This window comes from Paraclostridium sp. (assembly GCF_051657365.1).
GTDB lineage: Bacteria > Bacillota > Clostridia > Peptostreptococcales > Peptostreptococcaceae > Paraclostridium.
Genome location: NZ_JBOFKN010000096.1, coordinates 1 through 20,320, shown reverse-complemented (window position 1 = coordinate 20,320; position 20,320 = coordinate 1). Strand labels below are relative to the sequence as shown.

The 20,320-nt window shown below is 28.2% G+C and carries 24 protein-coding genes and 1 pseudogene; 3 read left to right on the top strand and 22 right to left on the bottom strand.

Going from position 1 to position 20,320, the window contains the following annotated elements; genetic code table 11:
- The 15 genes and pseudogenes from ACRCYC_RS06775 to ACRCYC_RS06705 form a co-directional block, all read right to left on the bottom strand.
- Positions 1 to 271, bottom strand: a pseudogene (locus tag ACRCYC_RS06775) (flagellin); the annotation flags it as partial.
- A 109-nt stretch (positions 272 to 380) separates the two neighbouring features.
- Positions 381 to 701: a hypothetical protein gene (locus ACRCYC_RS06770; protein ID WP_438618367.1), complete on the bottom strand. Its 321-nt coding sequence runs from the start codon at positions 699 to 701 to the stop codon at positions 381 to 383.
- A 17-nt stretch (positions 702 to 718) separates the two neighbouring features.
- Positions 719 to 2,272, bottom strand: coding sequence for a flagellar filament capping protein FliD (fliD, locus tag ACRCYC_RS06765; protein ID WP_438618366.1), 1,554 nt, complete (start codon positions 2,270 to 2,272; stop codon positions 719 to 721).
- A gap of 9 nt (positions 2,273 to 2,281) precedes the next feature.
- Positions 2,282 to 2,665: a flagellar export chaperone FliS gene (gene fliS / locus ACRCYC_RS06760; protein WP_438618365.1), complete on the bottom strand. Its 384-nt coding sequence runs from the start codon at positions 2,663 to 2,665 to the stop codon at positions 2,282 to 2,284.
- Between the two features lie 15 nt (positions 2,666 to 2,680).
- Positions 2,681 to 2,893 (bottom strand): carbon storage regulator CsrA, encoded by a 213-nt coding sequence (gene csrA / locus ACRCYC_RS06755; RefSeq protein WP_438618363.1) that lies wholly within the window; start codon positions 2,891 to 2,893, stop codon positions 2,681 to 2,683.
- A complete protein-coding gene (gene fliW / locus ACRCYC_RS06750) occupies positions 2,877 to 3,275 on the bottom strand; it encodes a flagellar assembly protein FliW (protein ID WP_438618362.1) in 399 nt (132 codons plus the stop codon). Before fliW ends, csrA begins: the two co-directional genes overlap by 17 nt.
- A 14-nt stretch (positions 3,276 to 3,289) precedes the next feature.
- Positions 3,290 to 4,222, bottom strand: coding sequence for a flagellin N-terminal helical domain-containing protein (locus ACRCYC_RS06745; protein WP_438618361.1), 933 nt, complete (start codon positions 4,220 to 4,222; stop codon positions 3,290 to 3,292).
- 14 nt (positions 4,223 to 4,236) lie between these two features.
- On the bottom strand, positions 4,237 to 5,511 hold the full coding sequence (flgK, locus tag ACRCYC_RS06740) for a flagellar hook-associated protein FlgK (protein WP_438618360.1): 1,275 nt from the start codon (positions 5,509 to 5,511) through the stop codon (positions 4,237 to 4,239).
- A gap of 15 nt (positions 5,512 to 5,526) precedes the next feature.
- Complete coding sequence (locus ACRCYC_RS06735) at positions 5,527 to 5,940, bottom strand: flagellar protein FlgN (RefSeq protein WP_438618359.1); 414 nt, start codon at positions 5,938 to 5,940, stop codon at positions 5,527 to 5,529.
- Positions 5,941 to 5,952: 12 nt separating this feature from the next.
- Positions 5,953 to 6,213: a flagellar biosynthesis anti-sigma factor FlgM gene (flgM, locus tag ACRCYC_RS06730; RefSeq protein ID WP_438618358.1), complete on the bottom strand. Its 261-nt coding sequence runs from the start codon at positions 6,211 to 6,213 to the stop codon at positions 5,953 to 5,955.
- 21 nt (positions 6,214 to 6,234) lie between these two features.
- Positions 6,235 to 6,561: a FliM/FliN family flagellar motor C-terminal domain-containing protein gene (locus tag ACRCYC_RS06725; RefSeq protein ID WP_438618357.1), complete on the bottom strand. Its 327-nt coding sequence runs from the start codon at positions 6,559 to 6,561 to the stop codon at positions 6,235 to 6,237.
- Between the two features lie 22 nt (positions 6,562 to 6,583).
- Positions 6,584 to 7,009: a YaaR family protein gene (locus ACRCYC_RS06720; protein ID WP_438618356.1), complete on the bottom strand. Its 426-nt coding sequence runs from the start codon at positions 7,007 to 7,009 to the stop codon at positions 6,584 to 6,586.
- 18 nt (positions 7,010 to 7,027) lie between these two features.
- Positions 7,028 to 8,338, bottom strand: a complete 1,311-nt coding sequence (locus ACRCYC_RS06715) for an EAL domain-containing protein (protein WP_438618354.1) — start codon at positions 8,336 to 8,338, stop codon at positions 7,028 to 7,030.
- 56 nt (positions 8,339 to 8,394) lie between these two features.
- Entirely contained in the window at positions 8,395 to 9,057 is a 663-nt protein-coding gene (locus tag ACRCYC_RS06710) for a lytic transglycosylase domain-containing protein (RefSeq protein WP_438618352.1), read from the bottom strand.
- Positions 9,058 to 9,318: 261 nt separating this feature from the next.
- Positions 9,319 to 9,963, bottom strand: a complete 645-nt coding sequence (locus ACRCYC_RS06705) for a hypothetical protein (RefSeq protein ID WP_438618351.1) — start codon at positions 9,961 to 9,963, stop codon at positions 9,319 to 9,321.
- 233 nt (positions 9,964 to 10,196) lie between these two features.
- Here ACRCYC_RS06705 and ACRCYC_RS06700 point away from each other — a divergent pair, with 233 nt between their 5' ends.
- Together ACRCYC_RS06700 and ACRCYC_RS06695 are read left to right on the top strand one after the other, a co-directional pair.
- A complete protein-coding gene (locus tag ACRCYC_RS06700; RefSeq protein WP_438618350.1) occupies positions 10,197 to 11,060 on the top strand; it encodes a mechanosensitive ion channel family protein in 864 nt (287 codons plus the stop codon).
- Between the two features lie 301 nt (positions 11,061 to 11,361).
- Positions 11,362 to 13,992, top strand: a complete 2,631-nt coding sequence (locus tag ACRCYC_RS06695; protein ID WP_438618349.1) for a collagenase — start codon at positions 11,362 to 11,364, stop codon at positions 13,990 to 13,992.
- A gap of 146 nt (positions 13,993 to 14,138) precedes the next feature.
- Here ACRCYC_RS06695 and ACRCYC_RS06690 read toward each other — a convergent pair whose 3' ends face one another.
- The 6 genes from ACRCYC_RS06690 to ACRCYC_RS06665 form a co-directional block, all read right to left on the bottom strand.
- Positions 14,139 to 14,732: a DedA family protein gene (locus ACRCYC_RS06690; RefSeq protein ID WP_438618348.1), complete on the bottom strand. Its 594-nt coding sequence runs from the start codon at positions 14,730 to 14,732 to the stop codon at positions 14,139 to 14,141.
- A 119-nt stretch (positions 14,733 to 14,851) separates the two neighbouring features.
- Positions 14,852 to 15,316 carry a VanZ family protein gene (locus ACRCYC_RS06685; RefSeq protein WP_438618347.1) on the bottom strand — a complete coding sequence of 155 codons (465 nt, stop codon included), beginning with the start codon at positions 15,314 to 15,316 and terminating at the stop codon, positions 14,852 to 14,854.
- 70 nt (positions 15,317 to 15,386) lie between these two features.
- Entirely contained in the window at positions 15,387 to 16,301 is a 915-nt protein-coding gene (galU, locus tag ACRCYC_RS06680; RefSeq protein WP_438618346.1) for a UTP--glucose-1-phosphate uridylyltransferase GalU, read from the bottom strand.
- 194 nt (positions 16,302 to 16,495) lie between these two features.
- Positions 16,496 to 17,323: a DnaJ domain-containing protein gene (locus tag ACRCYC_RS06675; RefSeq protein WP_438618345.1), complete on the bottom strand. Its 828-nt coding sequence runs from the start codon at positions 17,321 to 17,323 to the stop codon at positions 16,496 to 16,498.
- Positions 17,324 to 17,550: 227 nt separating this feature from the next.
- On the bottom strand, positions 17,551 to 17,733 hold the full coding sequence (locus ACRCYC_RS06670) for an N-acetylmuramoyl-L-alanine amidase (RefSeq protein ID WP_438618344.1): 183 nt from the start codon (positions 17,731 to 17,733) through the stop codon (positions 17,551 to 17,553).
- Between the two features lie 12 nt (positions 17,734 to 17,745).
- Positions 17,746 to 18,963 (bottom strand): NAD(P)/FAD-dependent oxidoreductase, encoded by a 1,218-nt coding sequence (locus ACRCYC_RS06665; protein WP_438618343.1) that lies wholly within the window; start codon positions 18,961 to 18,963, stop codon positions 17,746 to 17,748.
- Positions 18,964 to 19,089: 126 nt separating this feature from the next.
- On the opposite strand from ACRCYC_RS06665, the gene splB reads away from it, so the two are divergent.
- Positions 19,090 to 20,112, top strand: a complete 1,023-nt coding sequence (splB, locus tag ACRCYC_RS06660) for a spore photoproduct lyase (protein ID WP_438618342.1) — start codon at positions 19,090 to 19,092, stop codon at positions 20,110 to 20,112.
- A 27-nt stretch (positions 20,113 to 20,139) separates the two neighbouring features.
- On the opposite strand, the gene ACRCYC_RS06655 is transcribed toward splB, so the two are convergent.
- Positions 20,140 to 20,320 (bottom strand): hypothetical protein (locus tag ACRCYC_RS06655; protein ID WP_438618340.1); only part of this gene is annotated, 181 nt, incomplete at its 5' end.

The window sequence follows — 20,320 nt, the reverse complement described above, 5'->3', positions numbered from 1 at the left end:
TCATTCTTTGAGCTATGTTTCCTGCTTCTTCTAAAGCACCTTCAGCAGTTTGTACCATAGATATACCATCTTGTACGTTTCTATCTGCTTGTTCCATACCTCTTATTTGAGCTCTCATTTTTTCAGAAACTGCTAATCCTGCTGCGTCATCTCCAGCTTTAGTTATTCTTAATCCTGTAGATAATTTTTCCATAGATTTTCCTGATAATGCAGTGTTCTTTGCCATTTGGTTAGTTGCTATCATAGCATTCATGTTAGTGTTTATTCTCATTTTAATACTCTCCTTAGTTTTTTAACGACATCCTTGTCTTTAATTTATATACAATCACTTAAGTAAGTGTTGCCTACAATAATATATATCGGAACATAAAAAAAAAGCTTTATACTTTTTTATTAAAAATATTTAATTTTTCTTTAGTAAAGTTAATATATGAATTATTAGCTTTTTTAGACTTTTTATGTTCCTTTATTTCAAACTTAATTTTAAAAATATTTTCTTTTAACAAATTATATATTTTTTCATCGATTTCTTTTATTCCCGCTTCTATAAGCATTGATTTAAATAATTTCGTATCATTTATACTTTCTAAAATCTTTTGTCTTTGATCTAAAAGCTCGCTTATGTTATCAAAATCCTGTTTTTCTAATCTATCAATTATATCTATAGATATTTCTTTATATGTATTAGTAACTTCAATCATAATTATCCTACCTAATTCTACATTTGTGAGAAATAGTTCATTTGAGAGTTAAGCTTGTTCATACTAGCTTCTAGTTGCCCAAATTGTTTATATAATCTCGTTTCTTTATCATCCATTTTTCTTTGAAGTTTTTTTATAGATTCTTCTTGTCTTTTTATTTCTTCTGAGTAAAAGTTATTTACTGCAGATGCAGTTTTTTCTAATCCAGCTTTTTTAGCAAATACAGAACTAGAACTTCCAACATAATCATACATAGTATCTTTCATATTTTCCAATATACCATCAGGATCCTTAGTAAAAGCTTTATAGACTTTATCTCCATCATTTTGAAGTGCTTTTCTAAACTTATCCTCATTTAAAGATAGTTGTCCTTTTTTTGTATAATCTTCACTAGAAGTCAATCCTACCTCGTTTAAAAACTGAGCATTGTCTCCAAATATAGAACTTTGCATATGATCGATAAAGCTTCTCATATCAGAATCATTTCGAAGTAATCCAACTTTAGCTTTTTTCTCCCACTGCTCTATTTCTTCTTCACTCATATCTTCTTTTTGAGCTTTTGTTAATGGAGGATAATCCTTACTTGTTTTTTCTGTTATAAGATTATATGTTTTATCCATTATTTTATTGTAGTCTTCTACAAATTTTTTCATATTTTGCACTACAGGTTCTACATCTTGTTTTGAAGTTATCTCCGCAGTTCCTACGCTATTTACAGTGTATGTTATTCCATCTATATTAAATGAGTTTGATTCTTCATTTAACGTTTTAATTTCTTCTTTACCATCACTTGTCATTACTTTAATTTCAGCATTAGTTCCTATAGATGGATCTTTAATACCTAAAAATTCTAATGCATTAGATGGAGTATCAGGATTGCTCGGATCAACTATCGCTAATTTAGAATTTACTCCCGTTTTACTAGATTCAATGCTAAATGTACCTGTCATTTCACTGTATGAAGCTTTAAATTCTCCATTACTAGCATCATTTATTTTTTTTGTTAAACTCTCTACCGTATCTGCTGGTTCTTTAATTATTTTATTTCCATCAGCATCTAATACTGGATTACCATCAACATCAGTTTCATATACAGGCTCTGATCTTATTGTTATTTTTTTAGAAACTTTATCATCAGCAGTTTTAATAGAAAAACTTGCATTTCCAGTTAATCCTAAACTCTCTAAAGTATCAGTTCCATTTATTTTTTTAGAACTTAATTTTGCTGGTTGTGCTAAACTTGTAACATCAAATTTATAATTAACTTTATTAGCTCCTGCACTTCCAGTCGCACTAATTACATTTTCATTTGAACTTGATACTGTTAATGTATTCCACGCTTTACTGCTTATTATAGAGTTTGGAGATGTTACAGAAAAATAGTTATCTTGAAATCCTTTAATATCTTTTATTACATCTCTATATATTTCTTGTTGCCACTTTATAGTTTGTTCTTTTTGCATAACTCTGTCTATTTTACTTTGTTCTCCTGAAAGCATTTCTTTTACCATAGTATCTGTATCCATACCTGTTGCAAGTCCTGGTAATCTTATAGTATTTACTCTTGTCATGCTATTCACCTACTTACTTGTTTTTATTTTTTTATCAACCTCATACCACATATCTCTTATTTCTTCTATAAGAGGCAGTGTATTATCTATTATCTTTACATCTTTTTTCATATTAGCTTTAGCAAGTTCACTTTTTATAAATTCATAAACATTATACATTTCTTCCATATACTTACCAGAGTTTTTATCCATAGTTATCATAAGTTCTAAGAATATATCTTGAACTCTAATTAACTCTTTATGAGCTCTTGCCATATTTTTTTCTAATATAGCTAACCTTGCTATCTTTGTATATTTAACTGCCCCATCTAATAACATTAATAATAATTGTTCCTTAGATGCTGTATTTACCGAATTTTTTTTATATGCATTGTATGGATTTGCGTTATACATAATTTTCTCCTCATTTTACTTAAATAACTTAACTATATCATCTATATTAGCTATTGCCTTTGTATTCTCATCTTTTACATTTTCATATATTTCTTTTCTAAGTATTACCTTATCTTTAGGAGCTTCTATAGCAAGCTTAACACTTCCATCATCTACTTTTACTATTTTTATCTCTATATCGTCTCCAATTAATAAAGATTCTCCTTTTTTTCTAGTAATTACTAACATTTCTATCACTCCCTGTTAAAGGTTCTTTTATTTTCAAACTGTCATTTTGTAATATTAATTGTTTCCCTTTATTGTTTTTTATATTTATTATTATAGGAGCTTTTAAATTAACAGTACTATTGGCTAAACTATTTCCTAGTGTTACTAAATTTAATACTAATACATCTTCATATGTTTCTATTTTTAATAATTTTACAGTCTCTTCATCTATATCTAGTTCATAGTCTTTTTTTATATCAAATGGAGATACTGCTATAAATCCTATATTTTTTTCTTCTGTTGAAGTTATCGTTTTAAAACTTGTATTATCTTCAACTTCACTTATTTTAAAAGTTTTATAATTTTCAAATCCAGGAAGACCTTTTTCAAATGTTATTTCCATAATTTCCCTCCCGACTATCTTAAGTAGTCCATTATACTAGGTTGTATTAATTTTGCTCCAACTTGAATAGATGCATTGTAAAGCATTTCAGCTGACTTTAATTCTATAAACTTATTTACATGATCAACATCTTGCTCTAATGATAATACACCTTTCATGTTTAGTATATTTTCATCATTAAAGTCTTTTATTTTCTCTGCTGTACTTACTCTAACTCCAAATGTAGTTCTAATATCTACACTATGATTAAAAAATCCATCTATATCTTCTTTAACAGGTCCTAATAGTTCCTTCTTATTTTCTTCTACATTTACTCCATTTGCAATGTCATTCATTAACTTTGATACATTATTTATTGTATCAAGATAATTTTTACCTTCACCTTCAAAAATTTCCTTAGCTGAAACATTGTAATCTACACTTATTCCATCTGATATATCAGCTTTTAGATCATCTCCATTTACAGCTGGGTTTAATTTTAATGTAACAACCCCATCTTTTTCTTCTATTAATATAGGTTTCTCATCTACAGCCGTTCCAGAGAACATATTACTTCCACCATGAGTAGTATTTAATGATTCCCCTAGTTCTTTAATTTTTTCATTAACTTCTGCTTGTATAGCCTTCATTTCACTGTCTGAATAAGTTCCATTACCAACTTTTAATAAATCTGTTTTGATTTCGCCTAAAACATTTCCGAATTGTTCTAAAGTTGCATCTGTGTTATTCATCCATCCTACTGTTTCATCTATATTTTGATTGTATTTTTCTGTATATCTTATTTCATTGTTTAAGTTCATTATTTTTATAGCTTTTTGTGGATCATCTGATACTCTATTGATTTGCTTACCTGAATCAAGTTGCTTATTTAAAGTATCCATTCTTTGTAGACTTTGTTGTGTATCATACATATGATTTCTTATCATTGAAGAGTTTGTTATTCTCATATTATCCTCCTAAATTATCTCATTAATCCATTTATTACAACATCTAGTAATGAATCTATTGTTGATACTACTTTAGCACTTGCATTATATGCATGTTGATATTGTACTAAGTTTATCATTTCCTCATCTAGCGATACCCCTGAAACATTCAGTCTTGCGTTATCTATATCTTTTAATACCTTACCTTGATTTTTTTCATTTCTTATAACTTCTTTAGTTTCATTACCTAATCTTTGGATTATATTATTATAGGCATTATTTATAGTTATATTTTCTCCACCTATACTCACCTTTTCATCTTTTAGATGATACATTTTCTCAGCTTGTTCAGCTGTTACATCAAGATCTATAGTTTTATTTACTATATCAGCATTAACTTTTAATATAGGATCTGTACCCGTTTCAAAGAGATCAGTACCTAATGTGTCATTTACGCTTTTAGCTATCCCATCAGATAATTCATTTAAATCTTCTTTGTAACTTTTTATCTTTTCTATCATATCTATAGATCCTTGTATTTCTCCAGACCCATTAGCTAAACCTCTAAAGTCGGCTTCCGTGATGTCTGTTCCAGTTTCTATTTTATCTTTTAATAATTTTTGTACATTTTCATCTTGTATATTCATTTTAAAACTTAAATCATCTAATATTTTATCTCTCTGATCCATTAAATCATTAGGGCTTTGTCCATTACCTTGAACTATTTTTATATGCTTATCTAGATCTTTTAATTGATCTAACATTCCATTTATTTCTTCTATGTCTTCATTTAGTTTTTTTTGTGCTTCTTCGCCTAGTTTGTCTATTTTGTTATATACCTGGCTTATATTATTTGCTAAATACTCACTGTTTTGAATAACTATATCTTTTGCGCCACTATCACTAGGATTTTTTGAAAGTTCATGCCAACTTGTAAAGAAGCTGTTCATAGCTGCCGATATTCCAGTTTCTGATGGTTCGTTAAATATACTTTCCATAGTACTATAATGGTCATACTTAACACCTATTTCTCCATATGTATGACTTTCATTTCTATATTGGAAATCATAAAAAGAATTTCTTATTCTAATTACATCTGTTGCTTCAACACCTGTACCTAATTGTCCTGCTCCTAATGTGCTATTATATCCTGGGTAACTATATGCACTTCTTGCACTTTGTTCTACTCTTTGTCTTGAATATCCAGGAGTATTCATATTATTTATATTATGAGAAGTTGTTTGTATTGATGCTTGACTCACACTCATTCCTGATCTTGCTGATTGTAAACTGCTTAATAAGCCTGCCATATGATCCTCTCTTTCTTATTTACCTACTTGCCCATAAGCATTGTAAGTCGATATACCTTGATTTGGTTTTATAACATTCATCATTTTTTTTGTAAAAAATAATCTTTGTTTTATAAGAGTTTGATTTGCTTCTTTTTGAACTTCTATCATTTTTATACTTGTTTTTATTTCTTCATATGCTTCTTTGATTTTTTCATCATCATATCTATTTACTAAGGAGCTCATACTTGTTTCTGCACCCATTATAGTTCTTCTTTGAATTTCCATTTTAGCTATTTCTCTCGCAACATTTTCTAAAGTCTTAGCTATTTTATCCATTTTGGTTACTTCTTGATTCACTATAAAATCATACTGTTCATCTAATAAATTCAACAATTCTTTGAATAGTTTTCTTTGTTCATATATTATAACTTTCAGTTCTGGGTTCAAATTTTTTTCCTCCTAAAGTTTTTCTATTATTTTTTTTGCCAATGCTCTAGAGTCTATCTTGTATGTTCCACTTTCAATCTGTTGTTTTAATCTATCAATTTTTTCCATATTTATTGTTTCCTCTTTTGAGTTAACCTTACTTAAGTACTTCCCTAAATCCGATATTTCTACTGTATCTGTATTATTTTTACTTTTATTTTCATTATAATTTTTTAATTTATCCATTTTATATATATTATTGAATGCTATTTTTGTATTATTATTAACTTTCAAAATACTACCTCCTCAAGAATTTTATTCTTCTTCTTGCATTGATTTTATCTTAGATAGTCTTAACGCGATTCTGTCATGTATTATCATACTTTCACCACTTGCTATGTCTACCCCATTTACAATTATGTCTAGTGGTTCTTCTAGATTTTTTTCTAATCTTATTACATCCCCAACTTTAAAATTGACTATTTTTTCTATTTTTTCGTGTTTAAATCCTATTATAGCTTCTAATTCCATCATACCTTCAGATATAGCAGGAACTGCATTTAAAGGTTCTATTACTTCACCTTGTTTTAGTTGTTCAAACTTAGGTTCATAAATCTCTTGTGCTTGTTTTTTCGTTTCCATAAAATCCATATCTCCTTATCTATTACAAGTATAAATCAATTAAAAGACCATTAATATCATCAATCTTTGATGCAATATCTATATTTTCTTTTTCATCATTAAAAAAATCCCTACTTAAACTTTCTAATTTTTCATTTACTACATTTACTGTTTTAAAGTAGTTATTGCTCCAAAAACTATCTTTTTTATCTATTTCATAAGTATAATCTACTACAGATTTTAAGTATTTTTGTATAGCTTGTTTATACCTAATTACATCCGAATATCCTTTTGTACTTACTAATTGTTTACCTATTTCTTTTATTTGTTTTATATATGTATCTACTTCTTCTTTTGTTTTAACTTTATTTATTTGGCTAAAACTATCATTAAAACTTGTTCCTGGTTTAACTCTTCTCGTATCTATATTGCTATTTTCTGTTACTCTCGAATAATCTCTTATTTTCATAATCAACCTCTAATAAAACTAACTCATATAAATTTTTTTATTACTTACATATTTTTCTTTTCCTATAACATCTACTAACTCATATAAATTCATAGGCTTGTAAAAATAATACCCTTGTATAATGTCACAACCTACTCTTTTTAATTTCAAATATTCTAGTTCAGTTTCTACTCCTTCTGCCACAACTTTTGATTTAGTTGTATGTATCATTTTTATTAAACTTTCTATAAACATAGGATTTTTATTTACATACTCAACTAAAGTTTTATCTATTTTTATTTCATCTACGTTATAGTTTTTTATATAGTTAATAGAATTGAATCCTTTCCCAAAATCATCTAGGGATATTTTTATTCCTTTACTTTTTATCTCGTTTATTATATCATTTATTTTTATTATTTCTTCTATATTTTCACTTTCTGTTATTTCTAGTTTCAATAAGTCAAATCTAAACCCTATTTCTTCTACACTTTTTATCAATTCTTCAATAAAATACTCATTATCTAATTGATTTGGAGCTATATTAACTGATAAGTCTATATCGGTATCCATTATTATATTTAAATACTTAATATCTTTACATGCTTTTTCTAATATCCATTTACCTAATATATTTATATATCCACACTCTTCAGCAAAATCTATTATTTTTTCTGGAGATATGTTCCCATGTTCAGGACTAAACCATCTTATTAACGCTTCTACTCCAGTTATCTTCTCACTTTTCAAATCTACTTTTGGTTGATAATATATTTGAATTTCTCTTTTTTCTATGGCATCTTCTATAGATTTTATACTTATATATTCTTCATATTTTTCATTATAAATTCCGTATTTATTGCCTTTTTTAACTAAATTAGTCATGCATACATCTAATTTATTAATTGCATCTTCTATATTTATTTTTTTATCTTTATATATAACTCCAGCTATATTAAAGTTAATATGTATTCTATACATTTCCTCTATTTCTTCAATTAAAATATTTCCTATTTCTTCCATAAATTCATTTATTTCTATATTATCTATGTTTGATGTGTATATGGCAAAATAAAATTTCGATAGTCTAGCTGCTGTCATGCCTTTAAGATTACAGGCATAATCTAATTTTCGTGCTATCAATGTTACTAATTCATCGCCTTTTTTAGCTCCATAATTAATATTTATGAAGTTTATTCCATCTAATTTGATTTTCATCATAGTTCCATTTAATTTACTTCCTAAATGTTTTAAGAAATAGTCTCTATTATATATCCCTGTAAGTTTATCTTTTCTTTCATTTCTTGACAGTGCATTTTTTCTAATTCTCATTAATTGCCTATAATTCATAATTTTTCTCCCCACATAAATCACATATATACCAATGTCTATAATCTATTTAAGTTTTATCCTAGATAATATTTCATAACTTTAGGTACATATTTTTGAGTTTCTTTTGGCATCAAATAGATGTCTTCTACTGATTTAACCCCTCTTCTACTCATTCTAGTAGGACCTCCATTATATGCCATCAAAGCCATCTCTGTGTTCCCATCATATCTATCTAAATATTCTTTTATATGTCTTGTTCCTCCATCTATATTTTGATTAATATCAAATGGATCTGTTATTCCTAAATCTCTGCAGTTTTCTGGCATAAGTTGCATTAGTCCTTTTGCTCCTGCCGAAGATTCGCAGTTTGGGTTAAAGTCCGATTCAACTTTTATTATTGATCTAATTAAGTTTTCATCAACACCATATTTTTTAGATGATATAGATATTGCATTTTCTATTTGTGTTTTTGTGTCTTCATTTTTAGAAGATACTTGAACTTTGTTGCTGTTGTGTATAGAATTTGCTGTTTCTAGATTTTCATTTTGGTTTGTTGTTGCTTGTCTATATATATTTTGGTTACTTGTAGTTTGTTGTGTTCTAGCTATTGCTTTTATTAAGTTTAGCATTAACATGTCAAATCCTTGGCTACCTTTATTGCAGTTGCAATTACAGCTTTTAGTGCTATTATTAGACATTAGTGCTGCCATTTTTAATAAATCCATATTGTTAATCATCGTCTCACCTCTAATATTTACTTAAATTAGTTATACGACTACTAATTTAAATACTTAATATTTAATTTTTATATTGATAGTCAGGATAGGGGATTAGCAGTCACTTCCTTCAGACAAATACCTAAAGTACATGGTATTTAAGTCTTTCGTCAGTTGACTACTAATCCCCTATCCTTAATCTTTGATTTTAAAATTCAAATTAATGTTTTAAACCTTTATATGTATATAAAAAAACGACCTTTTTTCAGGTCGCTTTTTTTATTATTTATTTTCTAAGTTTTTTCTTCTATTATCTAAAGGATTTAAGTTTATGTGATGTACTCTCATTCCTTCAGCTGGTTTCATTATTACTTCGCCTAATGTAACTTTACCTTTAGGTGTGTGTGCTATTACTTGTGGTTGCTTGTATCCTTTTTGGTAAGTCCATGTGTATTTTTTAGTTACTACTTTTTCTAGGTCTCTAGGTGATATTAAAGCTTTTGCTTGAACTTTTCCATATCTGTCTTTTAGTATTATTGCTATTGTGTCTTCGTCTATTTCTTCGTATTCATTTTTAGCTCTTCTGTCAACCATTTCTAGGTTGCATTTTCTGTTGTCTAATGTATCTCCGTTTATGTGTTTTATTGGAGCGTTGTTTGAACAGTCTAATATTATAGATTGTATGTTTCTTTTTTCACTTTTTATTTTTTTATCTACTTTAGTTACTGTAAGGTTTTGAGCTAAGTAGTTGTTAAAATCTTTGTGCCATTCAGCAAACCATGTTCCCATTGCTTGAATTTTTTCTACGTCTTCTGTATCTATTTTCACAGTAAGTTCTGTGTTATTTTTTTTAAGTATTGTTATAAGTGTAGTGTTACCTTGAGTTTCATACTTATTTTCTGCTGTTTTGTAATTGATAAAAAGCACCTCTTTTCTTTTTTTAAAAGCCTTTTAATTATAACAGAATCCTGTAATAAAATCCAATTTGTTTTAATTTTTATGTTTTAATTTTAATTACGACTAAATTGCCCAGGAAATCCTCATAAATTCCTTTTTATGTATATTATCTAGTTTTCATTCCACTTTGTAGACAAATGTCGAAATTCATTGTATTATCTATAAATGAGAAAATTTAAAATCAAAGAAAGAGGTGTTAAATTTTGCCACAAAATGCAGCAGAATCAGTAACTAAAGAAGTAGAAAAATTAAGTAATATGCCTTTAGATAAAATAACTGAAAAGTTTTTAGATTGGGTCACAAGTTATGGTTTCAAGATTATAATTGGGCTTTTAGTTATATTTATAGGGTTGAAAATTATAAAGAAAGTGGTAAAACATTTTACCCTGTTTTTACAGAAAAAATCTGTTGATGTAACTCTTACTAAGTTTTTACATGCTTTTGCTGAGGTTTCATTAAAAGCATTGTTGTTTATGATAATACTTGGCTATTGGGATGTTAAGTTAACGGGTCTGGCTGCGTTAGTCGCATCTGGAGGGGTTGCCGTAGGTTTGGCTCTTCAAGGAAGTTTATCAAATTTCGCTGGTGGTTTTATAATCCTATTAATTAGACCTTTTAAGGTTGGTGATTATGTGGAGACAGGAATTTATCAAGGAACTGTTGAGGAGATTGGACTTTTCTATACTAAGCTTACTACTATAGATAATAAGTTGATATTAATACCTAATGGACCTTTATCAAATGGAAGTTTGGTTAATTACTCTGCTAAAAAGGAAAGAAGAGTTGATTTAATTTTTAGTGTTAGTTATGAAAATGATATAACTCATGTTAAGGATGTGCTTATAGATATTGTTAAGCATCAAGATTTTGTTCTTAGTGATCCAACTTATTTTGTTGGGATAACTGCTCATGGCCCTAGTTCTGTGGATTTCGCTGTTAGGGTTTGGTGTAAGTCTGAGCATTATTGGGATATTCATGCTAGTTTGTTGGAACAGGTAAAGATTAAGTTTGATGAGGAGAATATTAATATTCCTTATCCTCAAATGGATGTTCATATAAAGAATTAAGTACTTTTTTTAGGCCTCATATAAACAGTTGTTTGTATGAGGCCTTTTTTGTGGTGGTCCGGATTATGGGATAGTAGTCACTTCCTTCAGACAAAGACCTAAAGTACTCTGTCTTTAAGTCTTTCGTCAGTTGACTACTATCCCATAATCCTATAATTTAATAAAGCGCATTTATGTTCGTGTGTGTACTTATTTAGTTTAATTTTTGTAGTGTCACTATTATACTTCTTTATCCATATAGATATAAGTATATCTTATATATAAGATTATGTTTTCTAATTTAGAAGTATAAGGAGGCACTATGCGTAAGAGATATTCGAGGTTTTTGATTTTCACTTTAGCTTTAACTTTGATTTTTACTAATTTAACATTTATTTCATTTGCTAATACTCAGCCCCCTAGTTCTAGTAATGTTCCAAGTGATATTAATTCTATGCCTTTCCATTCAAGCCAGAAGATTAAGCATGATACTAAAGATAATCAGTTTAAGAAAGATTTAAATATTGATCCTTTTGGTAAGCAAGATGTAGATATTCCTAAGTTAAGTAAGTCTGCTACTTATACCTATAAGGACCTTAATAGTTTAAGTTATACGGAGTTAACAAATTTACTGGTTACTATAGATTGGTTTCAAATAAAAGATCTTTTCGTTTATAATGATGAGGCTTATAAATTCTATAATGATGAAGCCCGCGTTGATGCAATTCTTAATACTTTGAAAGATTGTGGTGGTACTTATACTGCTACTGATGATAAGGGTATACCTACTTTAGTAGAAGTTTTAAGATCTGGTTTTTATTTAGCTTATTATAATAAATCTCTTAGCCATTTATATGATAGATCTTATAGAGAAAAATGTATCCCTTCCATGATTTCAATTCAACAAAATTCTAATTTCAAACTTGGTGAGGCTGGTCAAAACAATGTAATTCAGTCTTTAGGTATGTTAATTGGAAATAGTGCTTGTAATGTTGATGTTGTAAATAATTGTGTACCTATTTTAACTCAGTTTAATAGCAATTTAGATGCTTATTTAAAAGATATTTCAAAAACAAATGCTATGTTCCAAATTACTAAAGGTATTGAATATGATTTAAATTCTTATTTGTATAGTTCTAATGTTTCTGCAAATAAGTCACCTTGGTTTTCTAAAGTAGACGGTTATATAGATGCTGTTTCAAGTTTTGCTCTATTAACTACTGTAAATGAGGATACCGAGTGGTTGATTAATGCAGGTATGTATTATTGTGCTAAATTATCAAATTTCCATTCAAATCCAAAGTCTATTCAACAAAAACTTGATAATTGTTTGGATGTTTATCCTTATTTATCTCTTCAATATTTTGATGCAGTAGATTTTATTTCTTATTATTTTAATGGTAAGTTAGTTGATGGAACTGTTCTAGATATTGAAAAAATAAGAGAGGAAGGAAAATCTCACTATTTACCTAATGTGTATACTTTTGAGGATTCTTCTATGGTAATTCGTACTGGTGATAAGGTTACTAAAGATAAGGTTCAAAGATTGTACTGGGCATCTAAAGAGGTAAAGTCTCAATTCCATAGAGTTGTAGGAAATGATGCTGAGTTAGAAAAAGGAAATCCTGATGATGTTTTAACTATGATTTTATACAATAGCCCTAAAGAATATAAGCTTAATCAACCTCTATATGGATATAGTACTGACAATGGTGGTATGTATATAGAAGGAGATGGTGCGTTTTTCACTTATGAAAGAACTCCTGAAGAAAGTATTTTTAGTTTAGAAGAATTATTTAGACATGAGTATTGTCACTATTTACAAGGCCGTTATATGGTTCCTGGTATGTGGGGAACTGGCGATTTTTATCAAGGTAAGGACTGGAGATTAACTTGGTTTGAAGAAGGTAGTGCAGAGTTTTTTGCAGGTTCTACTAGAGATCAGGATGTACTTCCTAGAAAGTCTCAGGTTTCTGGCTTAGCAACTGATCCATCAGCTAGGTTTTCTACAGATAAATTACTTCATTCTAAATATGGATCTTGGGATTTCTATTATTATGGTTTTGCATTTTCTGATTATATGTATAATGATAGATTAGATATATTTAATAATTTAGTTGATAGTATTATTGCTAATAATGTAACTGGTTATGATGCTTATATAGAAACGTTAAGTAAAAGTGCCTCAGTAGACCAAGGATATCAAACTCATATGCAAGAGTTGGTTGATAAATATGATTCTTTAACTGTTCCTCTTGTTTCTGATGATTATTTGGCTGTTCATGATCCTATTGATTTAAATAAAGTTTCTTCGGATATTAATAGTATTGCTCCATTAAACAATGTAAATGTAGTTAGGGAAAAAGGAGAGTTTTTTGATACATTTACTTTGACTGGAACTTATACTGGTGATGCTACTAATGGAGAAGCCAAGGATTGGGAAGCTATGAATGTTAAATCTAATGAGTTTTTAAATTCTCTTGTAAAACTACCTTGGTCTGGTTATAAGACTGTTACTAATTATTTTGTTGATTATAGAGTTAATAGTGATAATAAGTATGAGTTTGATGTTGTGTTTAGTGGTATTTTACCAAAAGGTGAGGTTGTTGAAAGTGAAATAAAAGAATCTGAACCTAACAATAATTTTGAAAATGCTAATTCAATAGCTTTAGGAAATGTAGTTAAGGGTTCTCTAAATCAAGATGATACTAATGATGTGTTTTCTTTTGAAGTTAAAGATGCTAAAACCATAGATATCGTATTAGATAATTTAGATGGTCATGGCCTTAACTGGATTTTATATAAGTCTACTGATTTAAATAACTCTGTTGCTTATCCTAGTGTTGAAAATAATTTACTAAAAAATAGTTATAATGCAGATGCCGGTTTATATTATCTATATGTTTATAATTATGATTCACTAAATAGCAATTACACATTTAATATTAAATAAAGTGTAAAGTTTTGACAGTTTATGTCGTATTTATATAATCATAGGAGAATCGCCATTTCGCCTATTCACTATATAATATCATATAGACTATATTGAATTACCCTTATAAGACTTATTCGTTATATTAAATTTATAGCGAATAAGTCTTATTTTTTTCTTTTATAAATTACCACGCCCAAAACTATTGCTAGTATTGAAACTATTGTAGCCATCATAGAGTATTGTTTTATTACTTTAATAATATCTCCTATGTGATTTCCTGCTATATATCCAGTAAGTATAAGTACTGTATCCCAAATAGCTATTCCTATTCCTGAAAATATGGCAAATAAGACTACATTCATCTTTGTAGCTCCTGCGACTATAGATATGTTACTTCTTCCTAATGGCACTAGTTTTGATAACATTATAGCTATTTTTTCATATTTTCTTACATATATGTATGAGTTATCTATAGATTTTTGAGTTTTAGGATATTTAGTTTTTAAAAATTTTAAAAATCTATCTCCAAATTTATATCCTATGTAATAGTTAATTATACATCCTATTACTCCTCCTAAAATGGCAGCTATTATTACTCCATATAAGTTCATTTTAAATTTAATTACTAGAACCCCAATTAATGGTAATACTACTTCACTTGGAATTGGAACGTTTAAGTATTCAATCGAGCCAATTATAAATATACTTATCAATCCATAGTCTCTTATAAAGGTTTCAACTAGTACGCTAATATTCATTTTATTGTTTCACCTATCTCTCAAGTTGTTGTAAAATATATTTTTTAATTTTTGTTGCTATTTATGATAAATACCCCTAAATTTATATACTTAAATGATATTTTAATTTTATTCATTTATCAACATTGCTTTAAACTTCGAACTTTTTTATTGTTAATTAATTTGTTTATTAAAAATATTAATACTAACCCTATCAAGGCTCCTGTAGAATCTACCAATACATCTCTTAGTTCTCCACTTCGTCCTATTACAAATAACTGGTGAAGTTCATCTGTACATGCATATAATGCAGTTAGCAAAAGTGATAGTAAGTATGTCTTTATTCCACTATCTTTATTCATAGTGTTATAAATAAGAATAGCTAATACAAAGTATAAAAACATGTGCGCAGATTTTCGAATTAAAAATTCTGCAATACCTATTTTCATTAGATCCTTTATAACAATCCCTATTACTGGTATGTTACATAACATACCTATGAATCCACCTGATTGAGATGAAGATATTGATGCTGGTTGATTTGACATGTAAAATATAAATATCATCCAAGATATTGTGAGTATTAAAAATACCTTTTTTTTCATATTTGCAATCCTCTATTTATAAATTTAAATAACCTTCGGGTTAACCGAAGGCTATCTATATTATCATATATTAATCTATTTCTGTATAAACTTCAACCTCAGTAACAGTAATATCCTCATTCACCTTTTTATTTAAAAACTCCATAAACTCATCTCTAAGTTCTGGTCTTTTAAGTGCAAAGTCTACTGTAGCTTCTAAAAATCCTAGTTTGTCTCCTACATCATATCTTTTCCCTTCAAAGTTGTATGCGTATATTGCTTCATGCTTGCATAGAGTTTTAAGAGCATCTGTAAGTTGGATTTCTCCACCTTTTCCAGGTGCTTGCTTTTCAAGTATTTCAAATATGTCTGGAGTTATTATGTATCTTCCTAATATAGCTATGTTTGATGGCGCTTCTTCTACTTTTGGTTTTTCTACCATGTCTTTTACTTTGTATACTCTATCTTCTATGTATTTAACATCTAGTATTCCATATTTATTAGTATCTTCTTTAGCTACTTCTTGTACTCCTAGTATAGAAGTGTTGTACTCGTTGTATACGTCTATAAGTTGTTTTAAACATGGTACTTCACTGTCTACTATGTCATCACCTAATAGTACTGCAAATGGTTCGTCTGATACAAATGTTTTGGCACAACGGATTGCGTCTCCAAGTCCTTTTGGTTCTTTTTGACGTATGAAGTATATGTCTACCATGTTAGATATGTCTTGTACTATTTTTAGCATTTCAGTTTTTCCTTTTTGAGCTAGTTCAAGTTCTAGTTCAACGCTACGGTCAAAGTGATCTTCTATTGCTTTTTTGCTTCTTCCTGTTACTATTAGTATTTCTTCTATTCCTGATTTTACTGCTTCTTCTATTATGTATTGTAGAGTTGGTTTATCAACTATTGGTAACATTTCCTTTGGTTGTGATTTTGTTGCTGGTAAGAATCTTGTTCCTAGTCCAGCTGCTGGTATGATGGCTTTTCTTACTTTGTTTTTCATAATGTACCTCCTGTAAGGTGTGTGTATTACTATAAATACACTTTATTTGTTTGTTCCGGATTATGGGAAGAGTAGTCACTTCCCATAATCCTATAATCGTAAATATATATATCCATTTTAATTTTTTTTAATTCTTTATTATATTATAACTCTTTTTTGATAGTATTTTATTGCTTTTGTTTAAATTCTATTCACTATCTTAATGCATTATAAGCTTCATTTATTTTGACTAGTTTAGCCTCAAATTCTTTTATTATCTCTGGTGGAAGATTTTTAGATGCATATACGTCTGGATGATATAGCATTGTTAATTTTCTAAATGCAGTCTTAATTTCTTCTTTGCTAGCTTGGTTAGATATTCCTAGTATTTCATAATAGTTTTCTTTGCTTTGTTCAGTGTATTCATTTCTAAATTCACTTAGTAATTTGCTATATGTAGTTGCAGATATATCAAAAACATTTACGATGTCGTCTAAAATTTTATTTTGATTATCAGATGGTTCTCCATCACAGTAGGATATTGTTATTGAACATCTAAGAATAAGTTCTTTGTATAATTCTACGTCATTGTTTGAGAAGTCATATTCTCTTAGAATTTTATCTATGTCTCCTACCATATATTTTGAATATATTTTTGCTTTAGATTTGTTTAAAATTTCTGTTGCCATGTTCATGTCTTTGCCTTGTTTTACTCCCCAATAGTCTGAAAGCAATTCTTTTGTTAAAATAACTTCTTCTTTGGTTATGACTCCATCACCCTTGCATAGTACTGTGAAAAGTGTACAGATGTTTTCTGTTATCATCGGTAGTTTTTCATCTTCTTTGTATCTATTTCCATTTCTGTATCTAAATAGTTTCCCACATTCAGAGCAGTTAAAATCTCCATTTTCAGTTAAGTAGTAGGCTGTGTTGCAATATGGACAAGTAGTGTTAGCTTGATTAACACTTGTCCCACCAGTACTTCCTCTTTTCATGCTAGATATTACCCAGTATGCTATGATGCAAAATATAATAAACCCCATAAAAATCGCCTCCATATATGTCATATAATTTTGAGTTAATTTAATTATACACTTGTATTAATTCTCAATAAATATATTACACCAAAATAGTTGTCATATTTTGTAATTTCTTGTTTATTTACGCATATTATGTTCAAAATCTTACTTTGTTAAGACCGGATGAGTAAAAGAGTAATCACTTCTCATCTAACAAACTATATATACTTAATCCTCACACATAAAAGAGGCTATGATTTTATAATCATAACCTCTTTAAATATTAATACTATATTTAAAAACTTACATATTCCATTTGCTATTGCTAATGCTAAATCATCTTGTTTTTGAATTAATATGTTACAATCTTCAACATTATCTATAAATCCCAATTCTATTAAGCAAGCTCTCATTTGAGTATTTTTTAATAACAATACTTGTCTTTATTAATTATCAAATCTATCTACTCTAAATAATTTCATATCTTTATCTTCTTTTCCATTATACATCTGTGATAACATCATTGAACCTAGTATTGCAAATAAAATTCCATTTGCACCATATCCTAATAGATACCATAAATTATTATGTTTTTTATCAGGTCCAATAAACCCTAAATTATCAGGCGTTGATGCAAAAGTTCCACAATATTTAAAATCTATTTCTATATTTTTAATATCTTTAAACATTGATTTTAACCTATTTTCTAATATATCATACTTCTCATTAGCTAACTTTTCATTAAATATATCGGGTATAAAATCAACATCTTCACCACCAATTATAATTCTATCATCTGCAGTAGTTCTTACATAGTTATAAGGATCACAATTATCTCTTATAAGTATTTTATCATTCCATCCATCAAAGTTAAAAACAGGCTTAGTAACTACATTAAATGTAGTTGTTTTAGTTCCAAAATTTCGTTTAGTAAATAACTGGGTATTATACCCCGTTGCAACTATAACTTTTTTAGCTTTAACTCTATAACCATACTCTGTTATAACCTCCACATAATTATCATAATGAATTAAATCTACAACTTCTGTATTTTCATATATATTTGTACCGTTACTTGACGCTACCTCCAATAATTGACTTGTGTATTTGTATGGATCTAATTCTGCTCCACCATTTTTTGACCTTATACCTGCTTTTATATCTAAACTATAATCACTACTTTTTTTATCTATATATTCAACATCTAATCCATTTTCTTTTCTAAGGTTATATTCTATTTTTATTCCATTTACTTCATCCTCTTTTGATGTATAAAGTAGTGTATCTCTTTTTTTGTAATCACATTTATTTCCATACTTATTTATAAATTCTTTTATTTCATCAAGGGCCTTAAGTCCTAATTTATAAGATTTTAAGGTATTTTCAATAGTTGTATACTCTTTAAGATCTGATAGATTATCATCTAGTTCATATTGTAAAAGTGATGTGGTTACACTTGTACTTAAATGGGCTATCCTTTTCTTTTCTAATACAGTTGTTTTAATATTATTTTCACTAAAATAATATGCTGCTATAGCTCCTGTAACCCCGCCTCCAATAATACAAATATCTGTTTCTAAATCTTGTGTTAAATAAGGATATTGTTTATTATTTTTATTTATATTGGTAAATAGTGGTCTTCCTTGGACATATTGATTCTTCATAATTGCCCTCCTAGATTTTTTTAAATTTACATTATATTTTTTGTATAATTAGGTATTTTAATTCAATATTAAATAAAAACTAAAAATAAATTAATTGAAATAAAAAAATATATAAGAGGTGATAATATGTTTGTTCCTAAAAGAGTTATATTTGAGAAAGGATCTTTAGATACAGATGTTGGTAGAAATATTTATAATAAAATAAAAGATAATCCAAATATTGAAATTATAAATGTAAATTCTAATAAAATTAAAACACATATACCTGGTGATAATTTATTTGAGCAATATAGATCTGGAAAAGAAACGCTTGTTGTAGGAGAACGTAAAAGTTTGAAATTTCAAACTTGCAAACCCTCTGCTAATTATCAACTTCCATTAGTTAGTGGCTGTATGGGAAGGTGCGAGTATTGTTATTTAAATACACAATTAGGTGATAAACCTTTTGTAAGGGTATTTACTAATATTGATAATGTATTAGATAAAGCAAAGCAATATATAAATGAGAGATTACCCGAAATAACTATTTTTGAGGGTGCAGCTACATCTGACCCTATTGCTGTTGAGCCATATACTAATGCTTTAAAAAAGACAATAGAATTTATAGGAAAAGAAGAAAAAGGACGATTTAGATTTGTAACTAAATACAACGATGTAGATAGTCTATTAGATGCAAATCATAATAATCATACTGAGGTTAGATTTAGTATAAATACTCCTAGGATAATAGATACTTATGAACACCATACTTCATCTAGTGATAAAAGAATTGAGGCTGCTGCAAAGCTTGCTAAAGCTGGGTATCAGATAGGGTTTATAATTGCTCCTGTTTTCCTTTATGATAATTGGCAATCAGAATATAGGGATTTAATTAAAAGTATAAAATATAAATTACCTAAGGGATTTGATGAACCGATTATATTTGAAGTGATTTCTCATAGATATACAACTAAAGCAAAAAATAGAATACTAGAGATATTTCCACAAACTACTTTACCTATGAATGATGAAGTTAGAAAATTTAAATATGGACAATTTGGGTATGGTAAGTATGTTTATACTAAAGATCAATTAACTCAAATGAAAGATTTTTTTACTTTTGAATTAAAGGAAGTGTTTCCAAATAGTATTATAAAATATGTAATATAATGATTACTAGTTTTAAAAATGTTGGGATTAAAAACTATCCATACATTGTTTAGTAGTAGCTGAAGGATGGTTTTTAACTTTTCCTTCAGCTTTTTTAGTTTGCTTTGTTTGGTCCGGATGAGGGGAAGAGTAGTCACTTCCTTCAGGCAAATACCTGAAAAGCTCGGTATTTAAGTCTTTCGTCAGTTGACTACTCTTCCCCTCATCC